The sequence below is a fragment of the Streptomyces hirsutus genome (assembly GCF_001418415.1).
Classification (GTDB): domain Bacteria; phylum Actinomycetota; class Actinomycetes; order Streptomycetales; family Streptomycetaceae; genus Streptomyces; species Streptomyces hirsutus.
Map to the genome: position 1 here is coordinate 1 of NZ_LIQT01000050.1, position 20,919 is coordinate 20,919.

17 protein-coding genes and 3 pseudogenes are annotated in these 20,919 nt (G+C 68.1%); 9 read left to right on the top strand and 11 right to left on the bottom strand.

Going from position 1 to position 20,919, the window contains the following annotated elements:
• Positions 1-116 precede the first annotated feature (116 nt).
• The 7 genes from AOK11_RS04335 to AOK11_RS04365 form a co-directional block, all read right to left on the bottom strand.
• The gene (locus tag AOK11_RS04335; RefSeq protein WP_079034627.1) at positions 117-1,130 is read right to left on the bottom strand and encodes an AraC family transcriptional regulator; all 1,014 of its coding nucleotides are present in this window, start codon (positions 1,128-1,130) and stop codon (positions 117-119) included.
• Positions 1,131-1,604: 474 nt separating this feature from the next.
• Positions 1,605-2,561: an intradiol ring-cleavage dioxygenase gene (locus AOK11_RS04340; RefSeq protein ID WP_079034628.1), complete on the bottom strand. Its 957-nt coding sequence runs from the start codon at positions 2,559-2,561 to the stop codon at positions 1,605-1,607.
• Positions 2,558-3,613, bottom strand: a complete 1,056-nt coding sequence (locus AOK11_RS04345; RefSeq protein WP_055592286.1) for a maleylacetate reductase — start codon at positions 3,611-3,613, stop codon at positions 2,558-2,560. Before AOK11_RS04345 ends, AOK11_RS04340 begins: the two co-directional genes overlap by 4 nt.
• Before the next feature lie 45 nt (positions 3,614-3,658).
• The gene (locus tag AOK11_RS04350; protein WP_055592287.1) at positions 3,659-5,323 is read right to left on the bottom strand and encodes an FAD-dependent monooxygenase; all 1,665 of its coding nucleotides are present in this window, start codon (positions 5,321-5,323) and stop codon (positions 3,659-3,661) included.
• Positions 5,324-5,338: 15 nt separating this feature from the next.
• Entirely contained in the window at positions 5,339-6,298 is a 960-nt protein-coding gene (locus AOK11_RS04355) for an MBL fold metallo-hydrolase (RefSeq protein ID WP_055592288.1), read from the bottom strand.
• Positions 6,299-6,456: 158 nt separating this feature from the next.
• Complete coding sequence (locus tag AOK11_RS04360; protein WP_206188775.1) at positions 6,457-7,005, bottom strand: MarR family winged helix-turn-helix transcriptional regulator; 549 nt, start codon at positions 7,003-7,005, stop codon at positions 6,457-6,459.
• 104 nt (positions 7,006-7,109) lie between these two features.
• Entirely contained in the window at positions 7,110-8,435 is a 1,326-nt protein-coding gene (locus AOK11_RS04365) for a winged helix-turn-helix domain-containing protein (protein WP_055592289.1), read from the bottom strand.
• A gap of 309 nt (positions 8,436-8,744) precedes the next feature.
• Here AOK11_RS04365 and AOK11_RS04370 point away from each other — a divergent pair, with 309 nt between their 5' ends.
• From AOK11_RS04370 to AOK11_RS39120, 7 genes and pseudogenes are all read left to right on the top strand, one after another.
• Complete coding sequence (locus AOK11_RS04370; RefSeq protein ID WP_055592290.1) at positions 8,745-9,944, top strand: homogentisate 1,2-dioxygenase; 1,200 nt, start codon at positions 8,745-8,747, stop codon at positions 9,942-9,944.
• Positions 9,941-10,822 carry a hypothetical protein gene (locus AOK11_RS04375; protein ID WP_055592291.1) on the top strand — a complete coding sequence of 294 codons (882 nt, stop codon included), beginning with the start codon at positions 9,941-9,943 and terminating at the stop codon, positions 10,820-10,822. The genes AOK11_RS04370 and AOK11_RS04375 overlap by 4 nt, the downstream gene beginning before the upstream one ends.
• Positions 10,819-12,060: a fumarylacetoacetate hydrolase family protein gene (locus tag AOK11_RS04380; RefSeq protein WP_055592292.1), complete on the top strand. Its 1,242-nt coding sequence runs from the start codon at positions 10,819-10,821 to the stop codon at positions 12,058-12,060. The genes AOK11_RS04375 and AOK11_RS04380 overlap by 4 nt, the downstream gene beginning before the upstream one ends.
• A 110-nt stretch (positions 12,061-12,170) precedes the next feature.
• Complete coding sequence (locus AOK11_RS04385; protein ID WP_055592293.1) at positions 12,171-12,893, top strand: CoA transferase subunit A; 723 nt, start codon at positions 12,171-12,173, stop codon at positions 12,891-12,893.
• A gap of 24 nt (positions 12,894-12,917) precedes the next feature.
• The gene (locus tag AOK11_RS04390; protein WP_055592294.1) at positions 12,918-13,577 is read left to right on the top strand and encodes a CoA transferase subunit B; all 660 of its coding nucleotides are present in this window, start codon (positions 12,918-12,920) and stop codon (positions 13,575-13,577) included.
• Positions 13,574-14,764 carry an acetyl-CoA acetyltransferase gene (locus AOK11_RS04395; RefSeq protein WP_055592295.1) on the top strand — a complete coding sequence of 397 codons (1,191 nt, stop codon included), beginning with the start codon at positions 13,574-13,576 and terminating at the stop codon, positions 14,762-14,764. The genes AOK11_RS04390 and AOK11_RS04395 overlap by 4 nt, the downstream gene beginning before the upstream one ends.
• A gap of 84 nt (positions 14,765-14,848) precedes the next feature.
• A pseudogene (locus tag AOK11_RS39120) lies at positions 14,849-15,090 on the top strand (transposase family protein); the annotation flags it as partial.
• 19 nt (positions 15,091-15,109) lie between these two features.
• On the opposite strand, the pseudogene AOK11_RS04400 reads toward AOK11_RS39120, so the two are convergent.
• A pseudogene (locus tag AOK11_RS04400) lies at positions 15,110-15,352 on the bottom strand (rhomboid family intramembrane serine protease); the annotation flags it as partial.
• 238 nt (positions 15,353-15,590) lie between these two features.
• On the opposite strand from AOK11_RS04400, the gene AOK11_RS04405 reads away from it, so the two are divergent.
• Positions 15,591-15,995 (top strand): tyrosine-type recombinase/integrase, encoded by a 405-nt coding sequence (locus AOK11_RS04405; RefSeq protein WP_055592297.1) that lies wholly within the window; start codon positions 15,591-15,593, stop codon positions 15,993-15,995.
• Between the two features lie 6 nt (positions 15,996-16,001).
• Here AOK11_RS04405 and AOK11_RS04410 read toward each other — a convergent pair whose 3' ends face one another.
• Both AOK11_RS04410 and AOK11_RS39125 read right to left on the bottom strand, forming a co-directional pair.
• Positions 16,002-16,751 carry an IS5/IS1182 family transposase gene (locus AOK11_RS04410; protein ID WP_055592298.1) on the bottom strand — a complete coding sequence of 250 codons (750 nt, stop codon included), beginning with the start codon at positions 16,749-16,751 and terminating at the stop codon, positions 16,002-16,004.
• A gap of 417 nt (positions 16,752-17,168) precedes the next feature.
• Positions 17,169-17,276 (bottom strand): annotated as a pseudogene (locus tag AOK11_RS39125) (LacI family DNA-binding transcriptional regulator); the annotation flags it as partial.
• Between the two features lie 503 nt (positions 17,277-17,779).
• Between AOK11_RS39125 and AOK11_RS04415 the strand changes: the two are divergent.
• Positions 17,780-20,338, top strand: a complete 2,559-nt coding sequence (locus AOK11_RS04415; protein ID WP_055592299.1) for a GH32 C-terminal domain-containing protein — start codon at positions 17,780-17,782, stop codon at positions 20,336-20,338.
• A 52-nt stretch (positions 20,339-20,390) separates the two neighbouring features.
• On the opposite strand, the gene AOK11_RS04420 is transcribed toward AOK11_RS04415, so the two are convergent.
• Complete coding sequence (locus AOK11_RS04420; protein ID WP_206188776.1) at positions 20,391-20,882, bottom strand: nucleotidyltransferase domain-containing protein; 492 nt, start codon at positions 20,880-20,882, stop codon at positions 20,391-20,393.
• Positions 20,883-20,919: the final 37 nt, after the last annotated feature.

Below are 20,919 nucleotides of genomic sequence, written 5' to 3' on the forward strand. Positions count from 1 at the left end.
AGGTCCTGCGGTCTTGTCCCTACGACTTGCTGCCTGCTGATCAGCAGAGCGGCTCCGCGGTCCCCCATGCGACTCACCCGCTCAGTACGCACTGCCGCGCATGCGCGGGGGCTGTCCTACCGGGTCGCAGACTCACGCAGAGTCACCAACGGCGGGACGCCATAGCGCTCCCGGTATGCGCCGGCGAAGCGAGGCACGTGGGTGAAACCCGAGCGGTAAGCGATCTCGGCGACCGTCTTCCCCGCCCCCGCAGCCAGGTCGTTGTGCGCATGCTCCAACCGAACCCGTTGCACGTATTCTCGCGGCGACAGACCGACGTACTCGCGGAAATGTCGCTGCAGAGCCCGCGCGCTAACCCCCGCCACCGAGCAGAGCCGACTCAACGACAGATCGCCGGCAGGCTCTTGCTCGATGAGTTCGACCGCGCGCTTCAGTGACTGGGGGCGAAATCCATTGACCTGTCCTTGGTTGAGCCACTCCGAGTAGTTGTTCGGCTGGGCCAACAGCAGCCCTGTCATGAGGAAGTCTGGCCACGGGTTGGCTTCTGCTCCTACGGCGCTGAGGCCTGAGGCTTCATCCAAATCCTCCAGCAGCACCTTGACCCCCCTGACCCAGGATGCGAGGGCGGGTCGGGTCAGGTCCATGTCTATCTGGAACCGGATCGGCTTGGTGACCGGCCTGTCGAGCATCCGCTCGAGGTTCCGGTCCAGGGCGAAACGCTCGATGCCGACGTGCACTTGCGCGTACCCGTCGCTGAGGTGCATGCCGGCGACCATCTGCGGCGACAGAATCACCGCTCGCGTGGCCGAGCAGAGCGCCTGCTCATTGGCTACGGTCACCTGGTTGGTGCCTGCAAGCGCGAAGCTCACGACGTAGTTGGACTCTTGCCGAGTGAAATCGACGGCCAACTCGCTGCCGACGGTGTGGGCGTAGACGAGCTTCACTGGTCCGAGCGTGGTCGCCGAAAGCGACGCTCGCGTGATGGCGGCAAGTTGACGGCGAGGCGTCTTGAACTTGCATTCGGTGAGCCAAGCCGGGGCGCTCGCCTCGAGGGCCTCCAGCTTGGCGTCTTCCATCACGCTGAATCGGCGTAGCGGTGTCCTTGTCAGCAATCCTGCCATGGTTGCCATTGGCAATGCTCACCTCTTCCGCCAACGCTCGGAGCCCGATCATCAACGCTTGTATGACATACATCGTAGAATAGCAAGGGCTTGTGGTCGTGTCGCGGGATCAAGGGTGCCTCGTGTGCCGAGGGCCTGGAGGCGCGAGGCGCTCAAACAACGGCCTACATCCTTCATCCACGCTGTGACGCACGCGTTGCAGATCGGACGCTGGCCGACCAGTGCAGGGACACGAGCGTTGACGTGGACCCACAGGAACACCACGTCGCCAACCGAACTGGCACCGACCTCCGTCGAGGACATGTCGAGGTATTCCATCGCTCAGCTTGACAAGGCATTCGGTTTTGGCGTCCCACAAGCCTCTGGTGAGTCTGTAGCGCAGGCCGGCGTGAAGTAGGTCTGTCAGCGCATAGATGTCGCCCGCGGCCATTGCGGCACAACGAGCGACTTCGGCGATTCGGACCTCGGTGAGGGAAGGAGCGTTCACGACCCAGTGGGGGCAAGGACGATGTCGAACCGGGTGCGGGTCCAGGTGCCCTCGACAACCCGTCCGTCAGGTGTGGGCGTGCCGGCCGACTGCTCGACGAAGTCCTTGATGAGGGACTCCTTGACCCCAAAGACGCTGTCCTTGTCGAGCAGATCGTCACCGGCGACGAAGATGTGGGTGACCAGTCGGCGGCACCCAGGTGCGGTGACCATGAAGTGGAGGTGGCTCGCCCGGTACGGCGAGCGACCGACGGCCTGCAACATCTTGCCCACCGGGCCGTCATACGGGATCGGGTACGGCGTCGGCGTGCCGCCCCAGAAGCGATAGGCGCCGTTCTCGTCGGCGAACAGGTGGGCGCGGGCGGCGACCCGGCCGTCCGCATACTGGACGTCATACAGGCCGTCCGCGTCGGCCTCCCACACTTCGATCCGAGCGCCGGGGAGGCGGTTGCCCTCGGTGTCGGTGACGGTGCCCTCAACCCAGCACGGCTGGCCGGCGGCTCCGAAGGACATGTCCTCGCCGTTCTGAATTTCCGGGGAACCCTCGACGAAGAACGGGCCCCACACGGTTGACTCGGTGGCGTCCTTGTACGCCTCGTTGTTGATCGCGATGGTCTGCATCGAGGCGCCCAAGGTGTCGGAGAGCAGAATGAACTCCTGGCGCTTGTCGTCAGTGATGTGCCCGACCGCGGTGAGGAACTTGATCGCTTCGCCCCACTCCTCCTCGGTCAACCGCACGTCGCGCAGGAACGCATGCAGGTGCTCTACCAGCGAAACCATGACTCGCTTCAGGCGCGGATCGGCACAGCCGTCGAAGGAGCGGATCACGCGCTGAAGTACGTCCTCCTCAATCTCCGCCTGGCGCGCTTTGACTGGCCGGCACGGGGTCTGTTGTTCGGCCTCGGCGTATTCGATCCGCTGGACAGCAAGGTTCCGGGCGTCGGTCGGGCTCATGCGGGTTCGCTTCCTTCCCAAGCCGCCCGCAGAAGGGCGGTGACGTTCTCGTGAGTGACTGGAGTCGGGTTGTTGACCGGGATCGCTCTGAGGAGCGGCGCAACCGCCTTCTCGATCCCGCTCTCCGGCATGCCGAAGTCCTTGAGCGCCCTTGGTGCGTCGAGGGTCTTGCGCAACGCGGCGAGGCCCGCAGTGGCGGTCGGCGACCCAAATGCGGTCGCGATCCGGACATCAGCGTCAGCTGCGTTGGGTGAGTTGAAGGCCAGGACATACGGGAGTACGACAGCGTGCGTCTGTGCGTGCGGCAGGTTGAACATCCCACCCAGCACATGACAGATCTTGTGATGCATCCCCGACCCCGCGGAGGCGAAGGCGACCGCGGCCAGGTAGGCGCCGTAGAGCGTCTGCTCGATCCCCGCCATGCTCGCCGGGTCAGCTGCCACCACCGGCAGCCCCTCCGCCAGGCCGCGAATGCCCTCCTGCGCCAACGCCCGATCGATCGGGTCCGACCGCGGCCCCCACATCGAGTCCACACAATGCGCCATTGCGTTGAGCCCACTGGCCACAGTCATCTTTCCCGGCAGGCTGGTCAACAGCGAGGCGTCGTAGACGATCGAGGCCGGCAAAACCTTGTTGTCCACACCGGTGGTCTTCGTCTCACCCTCGGTCAGGCCCCACACGCTGGTCGCCTCACTCCCGGCGTACGTCGTGGGAACGGCAATGATCGGCAGACCGGTTGTCATGGCCACCGCTTTCGCCAAGCCCGTTGTCGATCCGCCGCCAACCGACACCAGGACATCAGCTCCCGAGGTCTCTGCGGCCTCGCGTGCCCGGACAGCTACCTCGACAGGCACATGCATCACGACGTCCTCGTGCCGGAGCACGACCGGGAGCTTCTTCGCGATCGGGTCGACCAAGCCGGCTTCCCGCCCGGAGGCGATGAGCATGACCCTGTTGCATTTCAGTGCCGCCACCTCCGCCGCTACGGCCTCTGCGGCCGAGCTGGCGGCGAAGACGACACGCTGCGGCAGCGTCTCGTGAGTGAAGTTCATCAGTTTCTTTGGCTTCCTTCTTGTTTTGCGTCGTCCTTATGGCGTTCAACAGCTCGGTGTCAGGCCCGGGAGGATGTCCGGCCGGGGCGGCTGCGGAAACGCGGTGACAGCGGCTCCGAGGCCCCGGGTGAGGGCGGCGTTCACCTCGACTGCGGTGGGATCGGTGAGTGTGGCGGCCAGGTGGGCGTCGGGGCGGATCACCCACACCTCGTCGGGCTTGATGCCCAGCCTCGCGGCGCCGCCCTCGGCCAGGTCCGCGCTGCGGTGCACGGGCACGGCACGGCCCAGGTCGAGCAGCTCCCGGTGCAGCGCGGCGGCGTTCACCTCGTCGCCGGTGACCACCGTGAAACGCCTGCGCGCCAGCAGTCGCAGGCGCGTAGCCCTGGCCGTGGCGGGATCGGTGACCGGGATGTCAGGTACCAGTACGCCAGGTCCGGGTGCCGGCACGGATCCCTTCGGCGGGCGACCGGCGAAGGGGCGCGCCGGGTCGGTGGTGGTCAGTGGCGAGTCGACGTACCAGAACGGCTCTGCCAGCCGCCCCGAGTCCACCTGCGCCCGGGCGGCCGGTTCGGCCACGGCACGCTCCAGCACGTCGAGCCGCCGGGCCTGTTCCGTGGGGGTCTGGGGCACCAGGAACTCCATCGTGGCTCCCGTGATCGCGAGGTTCTCCAGGGCCGCGGCGTGCCGCTCGTGGTGATAGCTGTCCAGCAGGCCCTCCCCAGCCATGCCGTGCAGGACCGCGGCGACCTTCCACGCGGCGTTCTCGGCGTCCTGCACCCCTGAGTTCAGGCCCCGGCCGCCGAACGGGGAGACCAGATGGGCGGCGTCGCCCACCAGGAGCACCCGACCCACCCGGAACCGGTCGGCGACCCGGGAGTGGAACCGGTAGACCGACTTCCAGACGATCCGATACGCATGGTCGCCGATCACAGCCCGGATCCGGCGGTCGAGCCGGCCGTCGCTCTCCTCGGCCGCCATGTCGAACTCTTCGGGCACCTGCCAGTCGATCCGGTACGTCGAATCGGGGCAGGGGTGGATCAGCACCTGGCGCCCGGGGTTCCACTCCGGGTCGAAGTAGAAGCGCCGCTCCCGTTCCCAGCCGGGCAGATCGGCTTGGATGTCGCAGATGAGGAACTGGTCGCCGAACGTACGGCCGCCGAACTCCACTCCGAGGCGCTCGCGCAGGCCATGCCCTCTAGCGCCCACGCAGGCCAGCACGTAGGCCGCGCGGACCGTGACGTTCCCGTCGGCGGTCTCACAGAGCAGCTCGACGTGATCCTGATGCTGGATCAGGTCGGTGACCCGATGCCCCCAACGCGCCTCGACGAGCGGCTGGTTGGCCATGCGCTCGTCGAGCACCTGCTCGGTGCGGGTCTGGGAGAGGTTGACGAACGGCGGAAAGACGCTGCCGTCGTCGGTGTACTCGGTGCAGAAGAGTTCGTGCTCACGGTAGAACGTGCGAGCACGGCTCCAGGTCAGGCCCTCCTGCGCGATCTGCCGTCCGGCTCCGTCGAGGGTGTCCCAGATGTCGAGGATGTCGCGCTGCTGGGCGATCGCCTTGGAGCCGACCGGATCGCGCTCGGGACGCTGGTCCAACACGATGGTGGACAGACCCCAGTGGGCCAGGAGCAGGGCGGCGGTCTGGCCGACCGGGCCGTTGCCGACGACGACGACGGGGGCGTCGATCCGGTTTCTGTCGGTGGTGGTCATGGTGTCGTCCCGTCCTCAGTGCTGCAGCTGGGCCCAGACCTGACGGTCGCGCTCCGCTGTCCAGACGCTCGGGTGCTCGCCACCGGAGAGCTCCTCCCAGAGCCGGGCGACGTCGAAGGGCAGGCAGTGCTCGAAGATCGGCCAGCTGCCGTACTGCGGCTCGAGTGCGCCGTGGGCGGCTTCGAAGGCCTCCCTGAGGTCGCCTCCCCGGGCGTGCACGCTCTGAACGGTGTTGATCAACGTGGTGAGGAAGCCTCGCGTCTGGGCGATCGCCGCGGAGACCTCGTCCCGGCCTCGGGCGATGACGCCCCGGCCGCCCACCAGCACCTCGGCGCCCAGGGCCGCGACCCGGTCGAGGGTCTCGGTGGCCCATTCCCGGTGGTAGGCGTCACCGGTGTACAGCGCGGCCTGGGTCTCGACCAGGTCGCCCGCGAACAGCACCTTGTGGCGCGGGAGCCAGGCGACGATGTCACCGGACGTGTGCCCCCGGCCGAGGAAGAGGAGTTGCAGCTCGCCCCGGTCGCCGCCGAGGTCGATGGACAGCCCGTCGGTGAAGGTGACATCCGGCCGGGTGAGTCCGGGGACGGAGTCGGGGTCCTCGAAGAGCACCGGGAAACGCCCCTGCTCGGAGTCCCAGTCCTGCTTGCCGCGCTCCTCGATCAACGCCTTAGTCTGGGCGTGGGCGATGATCACGTCGGGCTCGAAGGCGCTCGCTCCGAGGACGCGGGCCGCGTGGTAGTGCGACAGGACCAGGTGGCGCACCGGCTTGTCGGTGTGCTCCCGCACCATCGCCAGGGTCCTGCGGGCGACGGTCGGTGTGGCGAGTGCCTCGAAGCAGACGAGGAAGTCCTCTCCCTCGACCGCGCCGAAGTTGGGATCGCCCTCGGCGGTGACGGCGTAGACGCCGTCGGCCAGTACCTCCAGGGTCTGCTGCTTGACCCTGGTCTCACCGGTGGAAGCGAACGGCTTGGACATGGCGGCTCCATCACGTAGAGGTCATGAGGTCCGGAAGGTCGTAAAACCTTTTATGACCTTGGATGGGAAGACCGTAGGGGGAAGCGTCACGTCCGGCAAGGGGCTTCGGAGAGCTTTTCGCCGGCGCCCGTCACCGGGACGGGTCGCGGCAGGGCGGGTCAGTCGGCGCGGCGACGTACTTCGAGGTCGTCGGCGGCTGCGAGCAGCTTGCCGAGAGCGCTCACGACCGCGGCACGCTCCTCGGGAGTCAGGAGCCGCGACCACAGCCGTTCGCGGTCGTTGTGGGCGCGGTAGACCTCTCGAACCCGCTGTTCGCCCTCGGCGGTGAGCGCATAGGTGATCAACCGGCCGTCGTCGGGCAGAGGGGCACGGGTGAGCAGTCCATGGCGTTCGAGGGTCTTGGACAGCGTCGAGGTGCTCTGCCGGCTCATGCCGGAGAGGCGGGCCGCGTGCCGGGCTTCGAGCGGCCCCGAGACCCAGAGCACGTACAGCAGGCGGAAGCCCGACCAGCTCCACCCGGCGGGCCGGTGGACGGTCGACTCCAGGTCGTAGACGACTGTGCCCGCCGCGCGGTGGAGAGTGAGCACCAGGGATGCGGCCTCGAGATCGGCGTCGTCGACGAGCTCGCTGGTGCGCCCGTGGGCGTACTCGGCGAAGGACTGGAAGTCCAGGTCGGTGACGTCGGGCTCCGGCTTCTGGGGCATCATGTGCCCAGCATCGCAGAGCCCACGACCGCGCCCGGGTGCGGCCAGGTGGGATCTCGGCCTCGCCGGCTCTCCGGCAAGGGCGGATCGGGAAGGGTGAGCCGGTATCAGGTGGAAGTGGTACGCCGGCGTGCGCTCAGGCACACACCGCACAGAGCCGCCACCGCCTTGAGGTAGGTGATGCTCAACGGGCCGAAGGGCTCGGAGGAGTGACGGTGCAGGCCCATCGCCCCGACCACCGAGGAACCGCTGCGCAGCGGGACGAAGAGGTAGGTGCCGGGCAACTCCACGTGAGCCAGCGCCGCCGTGCGGGCATACCCCGCCTTGGTCGAGAAGCGGCGCAACTGCACCGGTTCCTCCGCCGTGAGCGTGCGGACGGCGGCGAATCCGGAGTCGGCAAGACGCAGTTCCTGGGCAGCCTCCTGCCAGGCGGCGCTGAACCCGTGATGGGCGACCAACTGCAGTCGATCACCGTCCAACAGGTGCAGGCCGATCGCATCGACCGTCCCTTCCTGGACGAGGGAGCGGGCGACCAGGCTCGCCGCGGACCTGGCGTCGGGTGCGCTGGCGAGCTCCTCGCAACGCCGGGCCAGTCGCTCGGCCAGGAGCAGGTCGCTGCCCGTCTCGGACGTGCGCCGCTCCTCCTCCCGGGCCCCCACTTCGGTGACCTGACCACCGAACCGATAGCCGGAGCCTCGCACCGAGAGGACGAAGCGCGGCTCATGGACGGTGTCGCCCAGCTTGCGCCGCAGACGCCCGACTCCGATACGGAGTGTGTTGAGTCCGTCGTCACCGCCGGCCCACCCCCACACACGGGAGGTGAGACGACTGGCCGGGACCACCTGTCCTCCGGCCTCCATCAGACAGACGAGCAGCTTGAACTCCGTGTTGGTCAGCCGTACCGGCTCGGTGTCGAGGGTGGCTTCTCGCTGCCACAGGTCGACGCGCAGCGGCCCGGACAGAAGGTAGCGGGCACCCGCGTCGGAGCCTTCGGCCGCCCGCCGCACCAATGCCAGTACCCGAGCGCCCATCTCCTCCTCCCGGGTGCTGGTGGGCAGCACGGTGTCCGCTCCGGCGGAGATCAGCGCGACGCTCTGGGGCCCGGTGACGTCGGCGAGTACGGCGATGGGTGCACGCGTGGCCCGGCGCACCCGTGCGACGGTCGTGGGGTCGGGCGGCAGGTCTGCGGGGATGATGACGAGCACGGCAGCCGGGCGGTTGACCGTGAGCGCCCAGCCCAGTTCCTCGGCCTCGTGCAGGTGCAGCACGCTCCAGTTCAGTCTCTCGGACATCGCCCCGACGTGGGGCCTGGTGTGCAGCTCGTTCCCCAGGTCGACCACTGCCAGCCGCTGGGCCGGCACCGGGAAGACCGAGGCGGCGCCGGTCCGTGCACGGCGCGTCCGGGGATCGTCGCCGATGTCACGTGTCCTCACGGAATCGGCCTCCTCTCCTGGCATTGCGGCAGCGATGAGCGCTGCGGCCCTGGTCACGAGGGCCCAACGTCGACTCTGGCACGCCGAACATTTCATTTCCATGTCAACGTGGAAGCATCTTGCCCGGCCGGATCGGGATTCTCGCCGACGCGGCATTCCGCGCCTCACCCGCTCGGAGAGCGGGAAACCGGCTCGAAGAGGGCGTCGCGACCAAGGCGTCCAAGGGGCCCGGGCCGGCTTTGCGTCTCGAGGAGACCCCTTCACAGGATCGGGGCACATCACAGCTCGACGATCACCAAGGAGCGCCTGATGGCGTACTACCGCTCACTGGGCGAGGTGCCGCCGGTCCGGCACACCGTGTTCCGGTCGGACACCGGGGACCTGTACTACGAGGAACTCATGGGTGAGGAAGGCTTCTCTTCCGACTCCTCCCTCCTGTACCACCGTCATATCCCGTCAGCGGTCGTGGGCGCCCGACGCTGGGAGCTTCCCGACCAGACGCTCACCCCCAACGCTCCCTTGCTGCCCCGGCACCTGAGGCTGCACGACCTCGCGGATGCCACGACCCTCGCCGAGACCGACGCCGTCAGGGGGCGTCGTCTCGTTCTGGGTAACGAGGACGTGCGCATCTCCTACGTCGTCGCGGGCGGCACCTCACCGCTCTACCGCAACGCGCTCGGCGACGAGTGCGTCTACGTGGAGGCCGGCGAGGCCGTCGTCGAGACCGTCTTCGGTGCCCTGCCGGCACGCCAGGGCGACTACGTCGTCATCCCCCGCGCCACCACGCACCGATGGGTCGTGGAGGAAAGCCGGGAGGTCCGGCTCTACGCCATCGAGGCGAACAGCCACATCGCGCCGCCCAAGCGCTACCTGTCGCAGTACGGGCAGCTGCTCGAGCACGCTCCGTACTGCGAGCGCGACCTGGTGGGCCCGTCCGAGCCGCTGCACGTCGAAGAGACGGACGTCGACGTCTACATCAAGCACCGGAGCCCGGCGGGGGTCACCGGCACCATCCACACGCTGCCCCACCATCCGTTCGACGTCGTGGGCTGGGACGGCTGCCTCTACCCCTACACGTTCAACATCGCCGACTTCATGCCGATCACCGGAAAGGTGCACCAGCCGCCGCCGGTCCACCAGGTCTTCGAGGGCAAGAACTTCGTGATCTGCAACTTCGTGCCGCGCAAGGTGGACTACCACGAGAAGTCGGTGCCGGTGCCCTACTACCACTCCAACGTCGACTCCGACGAGGTCATGTTCTACGTCGGAGGCGACTACGAGGCCCGCAAGGGCTCCGCCATCGGACTCGGCTCGATCTCCTTCCACCCGGGCGGCCACCCCCACGGGCCACAGCCCGGCGCGATCGAGGCCAGCCTCGGCAAGGACTACTTCGACGAAACCGGCGTCATGGTCGACACCTTCCGGCCGCTGCAGCTGGGCGAGGCCGGCCTCGCGACCGAGGACAAGGCCTACGCGTCGTCCTGGAGCGGCGGGCGGTGGCTCGCGTGACGACGACCGCCCCGGCATTCACCGGCTTCTTCGACGACGCCGCGATCTTCCCGCCGGGATCCGCCACCCTGCCGGACGCCGTACGCGCGCACCTGGCCCGCCGTTCCACGCCCCTCCTTCCGCTGGTCGGACCGCTCCTGCTGACGGTCGACCGGGTCCCCGAGGCCGCACGAATCGCCCGGGCCACGAGCACCGAGCTCGGCCACGACCTCGGAAGTGAACCGCTTCGGACCGGACTGGTCGTGGCCCCCGGCGCACTGGACACGGCGCGCCGCATCGCCGACGACCCCCCGGAAGGGCTCGTGGTCTGCGGCCTGGAGGTGAAGACCGACGAGCGATGGCCTGAGCAACTGCGTGCGGCGGTGGACCTGGCGGCGACGTCCCCCTACACCGTGCATGTCGAGCTCTCCGGTGACGCTGTCGGAGAGGGAGGGGTCGCGGCCCTCGGCGGAACACCGGCCCGGCTGAAGTTCCGGACCGGTGGCCTCGACGCCGCGCTGTTCCCCACTGCCGAGCAGCTCGCCGCGGTCATCGACGCGGCCGTCGCGGCTCGGGTGCCGTACAAGCTGACGGCCGGACTGCACAGGGCCATCCGGTACGTCGGGCTGGAAACGGGCTATCCGCATCACGGCTTCCTCAACATCGCCCTCGCTACCGCCGCAGCGCAGCAGGGCGCGCCCCTGGCAGAGGTCGTACGGATGCTGTCCCTCAAGGACCGTGGCGAGGTCCGCCGCGCCTACCTGGAGGCCGGCGCCGGATGGCGCGGCACGTTCGAGTCCTTCGGCACCTGCAGCATTCTCGAGCCGGTCGAATCCCTCATCGATCTCGGCCTTCTGGACCCAGCCCTTCTCCCCGCCCCTGATGGAGGCACCGCATGAGCACCCCGTCCCCCACCAGCGCCGCCGCGGCACTGGGCACCGTCGGCAACGGCGTCGAGCACCTTCCCTACGGATCGTTCACGGCAGGGGACGCGGCACCTCGGCTCGGCGTACGGCTCGGAGATCACGTCCTCGATGTGGCGGCCGTGCTCGACCTCGCCGGAGGGAACGTCAGCGCCGCTGCCCGGGAAGCCGCCGACTCCCCCTCCCTGGACGGGCTGCTGGCTTGCTCCAAGGCGGTGTGGGACGAGGTGCGCGGCGCGCTGCAGGCAGCGTTCCTGGACCCCGCCCGTACCGACGCGATTCTCACGACGGCGGTGCCCCTGAGCGACGTGACGCTCGGCCTGCCGTTCACCGTCGCCGACTACGTGGATTTCTACGGCAACGAGTTCCACGCCCGCAACGTCGGCAAGATCTTCCGCCCGCACATGGAGCCGCTCACCGCGAACTGGAAGCACCTGCCGATCGGCTATCACGGCCGCGCCGGCACCATCGTCCCCAGTGGGACGGACTTCCCCCGTCCGCAAGGGATGCGGCCCGAGCCCGAGGGGCCGCCCAGCTTCGGCCCCAGCCGGCGCCTTGACATCGAGGCCGAGGTCGGCTTCGTGCTCGGCTCCCCGGTGCCGCAGGGCCGAGTACCGCTCCACGAGGCCGAACAGCACGTCTTCGGCCTCACCCTCGCCAACGACTGGTCGGCGCGGGACATCCAGAGCTTTGAGTACGTTCCTCTCGGCCCCAACCTCGGCAAGTCCTTCTGCACCACCATCTCGCCGTGGGTCACCCCGCTCGCCGCCCTGGCGGGATCCCGTGTCGCGCCGCCGCCCCGGGACACCCCGCTCGCCTCGTACCTCGACGACAGCGATGCCGACCCGTGGTGCTTCGATCTGCAGATCGAGATCTCGCTCAACGGTGAGGTGATCTCGGTGGCACCCTTCGCCGAGACGTACTGGACCGCCGCCCAGATGCTGGCCCACATGACCGTCAACGGGGCGGGCCTGCGCGCGGGCGACTTCTTCGCCGGCGGCACCGTCTCCGGGCCGGAGCGCAACCAGCGCGGATCGTTCCTGGAGATCTGCTGGGGAGGCTCGGAGCCGCTCACCCTCAAGGACGGCAGCGAGTTCACCTTCCTCCGGGACGGCGACGAGGTCAGCATGCGGGCCACCGCCCCCGGCCCCGACGGCAGCGTCATCGCGCTCGGGGAGTGCACGGGCCGAGTCCTCCCTCCCGCCAACAGCTGACGCTAACGGCGTCGGGCCTGTCGGCCCCCGCCGGGGCCGTAGTTGCTGCATGCCAAGACCAGATGCTTCATGCGCGGCCTCGCCGCGCCCCTCGAAGGATGGGAAACATCATGTCAAAACTCTGGACGAGCGCCGCGGAAGCGCTCCAGGACGTGCTGCACGACGGAATGACGTTGGCAGTGGGCGGGTTCGGGCTCAGCGGAGTTCCCGTCGATCTGGTCGACGCCGTCCGGGGCTCCGGAGTCAAGAACCTGACGATCGTCTCGAACAACATGGGTGTCGACGGCAAGGGCCTGGGCGTTCTGATCGAAGCCGGGCAGGTCGCCAAGGTCGTGGCCTCGTACGTGGGCGAGAACAAACTCTTCGCCGCTCAGTTCCTCTCCGGGAAGCTGGAGGTCGAGTTCAATCCGCAAGGGACGCTTGCCGAGCGTCTGCGCGCCGGGGGCGCCGGCATTCCCGCCTTTTACACCAAGACCGGTGTAGGGACACTCGTGGCTGAAGGGAAACCGCACGCCGAGTTCGACGGCGAAACCTACGTCCAGGAGCGCTCCATCGTCGCCGACGTCTCTCTGGTCAGGGCGCACCTGTCCGACACGGACGGCAACCTCGTCTACCGCTGGACCGCCCGGAACTTCAACCCCGTCGTGGCCACCGCCGGAAGGACGACCATCGCCGAGGTGGAGCAGGTCGTCGACACCGGTGCGATCGACCCGAACCACATCGTGACCCCCGGGGTCTACGTCCAGCGTGTCGTGCGGGCGGACGACCGGCTCAAGGATATCGAGCAGCGCACCGTCAGGCCCCGGCCGATGGCGGCGGCCGCAGCCAAGTAAAGAAGGACGAAGGAGCAGCACACCATGCCATGGACCCGCGCCGAGATGGCCGCGATCGCGGCCAGTGAGCTCAACGACGGCGACTACGTCAACCTGGGCATCGGTATCCCCACTCTGGTGGCCAACAACCTGCCCGAGGGGGTGCGAGTGACCCTGCACAGCGAGAACGGCCTGCTGGGCATGGGACCTTTCCCCTACGACGGCGACGAGGACGCCGACCTGATCAACGCCGGCAAGCAGACCGTCACCATCCTGCCCGGCGGAAGCATCTTCGATTCCTCGGAGTCGTTCGCCATGATCCGGGGCGGCCACGTGAAGATCGCCGTCCTCGGCGCCCTGCAGGTCTCCGGTTCCGGTGACCTCGCCAACTGGAGCATCCCGGGGAAGCTGGTCAAGGGGATGGGAGGAGCCATGGACCTGGTCGCCGGAACCCCCCGCGTGGTGGTGCTCACTGACCACGTCGCCAAGGACGGCACTCCCAAGATCGTCAAGGAGTGCACCCTTCCCTTGACGGGCCGCAAGGTGGTGGACCGGATCATCAGCGACCGTGCCGTTTTCGACGTGACCGAACGCGGCCTGTTGCTGCGGCGCATTGCCCCCGGCGTCACGATGCGCGAGCTTCGGGACCACACCGACGCCGAATTCGATGTGAGTGACGAGGTCGAGGAGACGTTGGCGGCATGAGCCTGACAGAACAGTTCGGCAAGGACGTACTGATCACCGGATGGGGGCACTCCAGGTTCGGCAAGCACTCCGACGAGACCCTTGAATCCCTGATCGTCCAGGTGGCCGCGGAGGCCATCCGCAACGCCGGTGTGGAACCCGGCCAGATCGACGAGGTCTTTCTGGGCCAGTTCAACTCCGGTATGGTCCCGCTCGGTTTCGCCTCGTCCCTAGCGCTCCAGGCCTCCGACGAGCTGGCGGGCGTCCCGGCCACCCGGGTGGAGAACGCCTGCGCCTCAGGCTCCGCCGCGTTCCACCAGGGCGTCAAGTCCCTGCTGGCCGGGACCGCGCGCACCGTACTGGTCATCGGCGCCGAGAAGATGACCCACGCGACAGCCGACGTGGTCGGCGCGGCCCTCCTGGGGGCCGACTACGAAATGGCCGGGCAGCACTCCACGACAGGGTTCGCCGGACTCTTCGCCGACGTGGCCAACCACTACGAGAAGCGATACGGCGCGGTCGGTGACGTCCTTGGATCCATAGCGGCCAAGAACCACCGCAACGGCATGCTCAACCCATACGCCCAACTCCGCAAGGACCTCGGCGAGGACTTCTGCCAGACCGTCTCCGACCGCAACCCCGTGGTGGCCGCACCGCTACGCCGCACCGACTGCTCGCCCATATCCGACGGCGCCGCAGCCCTGGTACTCACCACCACCGCCTCGTCGCTGTCCGCCGCAACAATTCCGGTCCGACTTGTCGGCTTCGGCCAGGCCAACGACTTCCTGCCCGCCGGCAAACGCGATCCGGTGGCCTTCGCCGGAAGCGTCACCGCCTGGCAGCGGGCCACGGCGATGGCCGGCGTATCCCTGGACGACCTCGACTTCGCCGAGGTGCACGACTGCTTCACCATCGCCGAGCTCGTGCTCTACGAGGTCATTGGCCTGACCGAGCGGGGTGCGGGCCGCCGAGCGGTCGAGGAGGGTTGGGTGTACCGGGGAGGCAAGCTGCCGGTCAACCTCTCCGGAGGTCTCAAGGCCAAGGGCCATCCCGTCGGGGCCACCGGGGTCTCCCAGATCGCCCTCGCAGCTATGCAACTGTCCGGCGCCGCAGGCGGCATGCAGCTGCCCGGCGCCCGGCGCGCCGCTGTACACAACATGGGCGGTCTGGCAGTGGCCAACTACGTCAGCGTCCTGGAAGCCGTCTGAGTCGGGCCGTGATGGGCGCGCGGTGGCAGCAACGGGGCGGCTTCGTCCAGAACCTTCCCGCGCGCCATCCCACCGGCTGGCTACCGCATCGCCACTGACCGGCCGTACTACCCCGGAAAGCACCAGAAGCACGGGATGAACGTGCAGGTCCTCGCCGACCCATTCGGCAACCTGCTGTGGGCCTCGCCGGCTTTGTCCGGCGCGGTCCACGACGCCCGCACGGCCGTACCCACGGCGTCATCGACGCCCTGGCCGAGGCCGGCATCCGTTGCTGGGCCGACAAGGGCTACCAGGGAGCCGACGGTACGGCGCGCGTGCCGTACCGTCGGCCGCTGGCGTGTGGCCCTACCAGGGCCGTCGCGCCTGCCGTCCGAAGAGGATGCCGTCCGGTTCGGGCGGTGGGGGAGTGCCCGGCTTGAGGGGCCAGGCGAGCAGCATGCCCACGATGAAGCCGATCACGTGGGCCATGTAGGCCGCCGTCCCGGCGGCGGTGACGCCCGCGCCGGACGAGTACGCCGCCTGCAGTGCGAACCACAGGCCCAGCACGGTCCGGGCCGGCAGCCGCAGCGGCAGGAAGATAGGGAAGGGGGCCCGGCCCTCATAGGGTCAGGTCAGCGCCGGGCTCACCGCGCAGGCTGCTGCACGGCCTTCGTGCCTGGAAGCGGTGTCGCCGAAGGCTTTGGTGGGTTCTCGATGACGTTGCCGAAGATCTTAAGGGTGGGCATCAGTGCAGGTCACAGGCATGATTGCCCAGCCCTGGGTCAGCAAGTAGCCAGCAAGCGGCGAGCGGGAGGTACTGCCTTGCTGACGTCTGCACGCTCGTGGCATGGGCTCCTTCTTCAAGCCCTGTGACTGCTCCAGGCCCATCCAGTGCCCGCACGCCTACACCATCCGGTTTCGCCACGCTCGGGGAAGACAGCGAGAGGAAACCGGGTATCGGACCCAGGACGCGGCGGTCGAACGGCTGACGGAGCTGTACGCCGACCGGAAGAAGATGTCTCCCTCGGTGGCGGAGGCGCGACGGGAACTGGGGCAGCAGACGGTAGAGGAGTACGCCCAGACGTGGTTGCCCCGGCAGCGCCAGATGACCGATTACTCGACCGCGAAAAACCTGGCGAGCCACTTCAGGGCACAGATCAACCCGGTGATCGGATCACGGAAGCTGAATGCGGTGACACCGACCGTGGTGGAGGACTTTCTCGATCACTTGGCGGGCACGAGGATTCACTGAGCGTTTTCAGCGTTGCCGCTCCAGGGTGAGGACGGCTTTGGCGATGACGGTCATGCGGTTGGGGCTGATGCGGGATCTGCGGAAGATCTGCCAGGACTTGAGCCGCGCCATGCCGCGTTCGACGGGTGCTCTGGCTTGGGCGAGTGCGCGGTTGACGGTCCGCTGGGTGGGGGTGAGTTCTCCGCCGGGTGGCCGTTTCAGCGCGGTGGTGACCCAGGGGCCGGCGCCGGTGTAGGCGCGGTCGGCCAGGACGGGGACGCCCTGGCGTTCGCAGATCCGGATGATGCGGTGGGTGCGGGCCGCGGTCAGGTCGTGCGTGCGGCCCGGCAGGGCCGGCGAGATCCACAACACCTTGCCGGCCGGGTCGGTGACCACCTGGACGTTCACGCCGTGCCGACGGTGCTTGGCGGAGTAGTCGGCGCGGCTGTCGCCGACGCGGTCGCACTCGGCGAGGGTCCCGTCGAGGAGGACGAAGTCGGGGTCGTGCTCGCGCAGTGTCTTCAGCAGACCCGGGGCACGGTCGGCGAGCAGGCTGGTGACAGTGGTGACGTAGGCGTGTGCTGTGCCGACGGATATCCCGAAGGCTGCGGCGATCCCCGTGAGGGTGTCGTGGCGGCGCAGGTACACGAGCGCGACGAGCGCACGCCGGTGCGGCGGCAGTTTGCACCGCCGGTCACCCTCACGGGTGACGATGAGCATCGTGACCCACTCGACCAGGGCGTGCGGAAGGTCGAGTGCGGCAGGATAGGGAACCAACAGGGCTCCTGTGCTGCTGGGTTGAGACTTCGAACACCTCCCTCAACGGCACGGGGGCCCTGTCTGTTGCGCACCCCGGCCCGCGTCACCGCCGTCACTCGATCAGTGGCCACGCTGAAAACACTCACTGTCTGGTAGTTCGGGTTGCCGCTGTAGATGTGCCACCCGGTTCCCACGGTGTACTTGGGGGCTGCGGGGTCGCTGAAGATCGTCTCGGGATACGAGGGCACGTCCCAGTTGTGGTCCCAAGCCAGGATCTTCGTGGAGGTTCCGTTGGCTTCGAACGCCTTGCCGATCTCCTGGATCACATCGGCTTCCTGGTAGGCGGACAGGAACATGCCGGGCCAGGTGGGAGTACCCATGGGTTCGTTTTGCGGGGAAATGTAGGAGATGGTCACGCCGGCTTCGTCATAGGCCCTTCAAGACGGTGTTCTCGTTGATCTCGCCCTTGCCGTTCAGCACCCGCGAGACCGTCGTCTTGCTGACCCCGGCCCGCGTGGCCACGTCGGCGATAGTGACTCCCATGTCCTCCCGCACCGAAGGGCCGATCGTACAGAGGCCCGTGGAACCGGTACCGGAATCGGTTCCGGAACCGGTTTCGGTAGCGGTTCCGGCAGTGAAGAACCGAAAGGCCCGACCGGTCAACAGGCCGGAAACAACTCGTTCACCGGCCCGTCTCGGCGTCGACGATGAGGCCGAAGCTTGCCGGGCGGCCCCCACCCCACCCCTCCGGCCTGGGCGGTTACCGAACCCGAGACCGCCACTGCCAACGGGTCGGCGCGGTTTGCGACCACCGACGACAGCCGATGAACTGCCGGTCATGCCGGAGCAATTGCGCCCGGACCGTTGACGCGGAGGCCGGATTGGGCTTCATAATCGGGCACTCGCTGTCATCGATGACACAAGTCAACGATGACACCCTCGGTCGACGGCACGGAAGCCGGCATCGGCCTGGGGTGCACTTTTCGGTCCGTCGCGCAGAAGCCGCAGTCACCGCTGCGTGGACGGCCTCGGGACTAGGAGACACCATGAGCTCTGCACGCGTATCCCGGCATGCCCGCATACGGATGATGGCGGCGGTCGCGACCGTCTGCGCCCTGTCCGCAGCCCCGCTGGCCCCCCAGACCGTCGCCGCCGACACCCCGACCTACACCGAGACCTACAGACCCCAGTTCCACTTCACTCCGCAGAAGAACTGGATGAATGACCCCAACGGGCTCGTCTACTACAAGGGCGAGTACCACCTCTTCTACCAGTACAACCCGAACGGCAACACCTGGGGCGACATGTCCTGGGGGCACGCGGTGAGCAAGGACCTCGTGCACTGGGAGGAGTTGCCGCTCGCCCTGTCGCACGACGACGAGGAGATGGTGTTCTCCGGCAGCGCGGTCGTCGACTGGAACAACACCACCGGCTTCGGCACGAAGAAGAACCCGCCCATGGTGGCGATCTACACCAGCGCCTACAAGAACGGCGGCAAGCAGGCCCAGTCGCTCGCCTACAGCACCGACCGCGGTCGCACCTGGACCAAGTACCAGGGCAATCCCGTGATCGACATCGGCTCCAACAACTTCCGCGATCCCAAGGTCCAGTGGTACGCGCCGACCAAGAGCTGGCTGATGACGGTGTCGCTGTCCGCCGAGCACAAGGTGCAGTTCTACACGTCGAAGAACCTCAAGGACTGGGAACTGCAGAGCGAGTTCGGACCGGCCGGTGCGACGGGCGGCGTGTGGGAGTGCCCCGACCTGTTCCCCCTCGCCGTGGACGGGGACAAGAAGAACATCAAGTGGGTCCTGGTCGTCAACATCAACCCCGGTGGTGTCGCGGGAGGTTCGGCCGCCCAGTACTTCATCGGCGACTTCGACGGCAAGAAGTTCACCGCGGACGACAAAGGCATCTACACCCCGCCCACCGGGAAGGTTGTCCAGGACTTCGAGGGCACCGGCTTCGGTACGTGGGCGAGCACGGGCACCGCGTTCGGCCAGGGACCGGCAGCCGGTGCGGTGGACTGGCAGGGGACCGTCGACGGTTTCGACGGCAAGGGCCTCGCCAACAGCTTCCACGGCGGTGACGGCGCCACCGGCATCCTCAGCTCCCCCTCCTTCACCGTCGACAGCCCCTACCTGAACTTCAAGATCGGTGGCGGGCGGCATCCGCACGAGGCCGGGACCGTCATGGACAGCACTCCACCCGAGGGCACGGTCCTCGCCGACTTCGAAGGCGGAACGTACGGCGACTGGACGGCGACCGGGGACGCTTTCGGCACGGCACCGGCCACCGGCACCCTCCCCGACCAGGGACAGGTATCCGGCTTCCTGGGAGACGGGCTGGTCAACACCTTCCGGAACGGCGACTCCACCACCGGCACCCTCACGTCACCCGAGTTCACCATCGACAAGAAGCGCATCAACTTCCTCATCGGCGGCGGCAATCATCCGGCCCGCTCCGACAATCCGACCGCCGTCGAGCTCCTCGTGGACGGCCAGGTCGTCCGCAGCGCCACCGGAAAGGACGCCGAGGCACTCAACTGGGCCTCCTGGGACGTCAGCGAGCTCGCCGGCAAGCAGGCGCGGATCAGGATCGTCGACGACAACACCGGCGGCTGGGGACACGTCAACGTCGACCACATCATGCTGTCCGACACCCAGGCTCAGCGCGTCTCCCAGGAGACGTCCATCAACCTGCTCGTCGACGGCCAGGTCGTCCGCAGCGCGACCGGCGCCGACAGCGAGACCTTGGACTGGGCCTCCTTCGACATGCGCCCGTACGCCGGCAAGAAGGCGCAGATCCAGGTCATCGACATGAACACCGCCGGCTGGGGCCACGTCATGGCCGACCAGTTCACCGCCGCTGACAAGCCCGCCAAGTCCGTCGTACAGCGCGCCGACTGGGCCGACTACGGCAAGGACTACTACGCGGCGGTGTCCTGGGAGAACGCGCCGGGCGGCAAGCGCTACATGATCGGCTGGATGAACAACTGGGACTACGGCCAGTCCCTCCCCACCTCCCCCTGGCGCGGCGCGCAGAGCGTTCCGCGGGAGATGGCCCTGCGCACCGTCGACGGCCGCATCCGGCTGACCAGCAAGCCGGTGGGCAGCCTGGAGTCCCTCCGGGGGAAGCGCCCGGCGACGGCGTCCGACATCACCGTCAAGAGCACCTCCAGGCCCCTGATCGGCCCCACGGCCAAGGGCAAGGCACTCGACATCGAGGCGACCTTCTCCCTCAAGGACGCCGACCGCTTCGGCCTGAAGGTGCGCACCGGCGCGGGCGGCGAGGAGACCGTCATCGGTTACGACACCACGACGCAGGAGTTGTACGTCGACCGCACCCGCTCCGGAGCCGGGGACTTCAGCAGCACCTTCCCCGGTGTCCAGACCGCACCGCTGAAGGCCAAGAACGGCAAGGTCAAGCTGCGGATCCTGGTCGACTGGTCGTCCGTCGAGGTCTTCGGCGGCAACGGCGAGGCAGTGATCACCGACCAGATCTTCCCCGACCCCTCCAGCACCGGCGTCGAGGTCTTCGCCGAGGGCGGCACCGCCACCCTCGACCACATGCGGGCGTGGCAGCTGGGGTCCATCTGGCGGTGACGAGCCGGGGCCCGTGCGCCGGGCGGCCAGGAGCGGCTTCCGGCGCGCGGGCTCAGAAGTGGGTGGTGATCCCGAAGGTCCGCCGGAGCCGGGCCATGTCGTGACGGTCGTGATCAGCGGGTTCATGGCCCTGGTGGAAGTAGACCTGCTGCTCGGGCGACAGGCACGGGACGGTGGCCCCGAGGATCGTGCCAGTGACGAAACACGAGGCGGGATAGGCGAACGGGTGCTCGACGTCGGGTGACGCCTGCACGGCGGATCCGTCCGCGGCAAAGACCAGAGGGTGAAGATCGATCTCCCGGTCATGAGGATCGGTGACGACGAACCGTACGGGGCGCCAGTCGAGGGTCTCGACGAACCCAGCGTGCGCGAGAGCCGCCACGACGTCCGCTTCCTGGTCCTCTCGGTGCATCAGGTCCAGGTCGCGGTGCAGGCGGGTTTGCTCGCCGACCAGGGCGTCGATGCCCCAGCCGCCGCCGATCCAGATGTCGACGTCCGCGTTCCGCAGCACTGCAAGGATGGACAACACATCGTCGGCCGTCATCACCTCGCGCGCGTTAGCGGTGATCACGTGGGCGGGC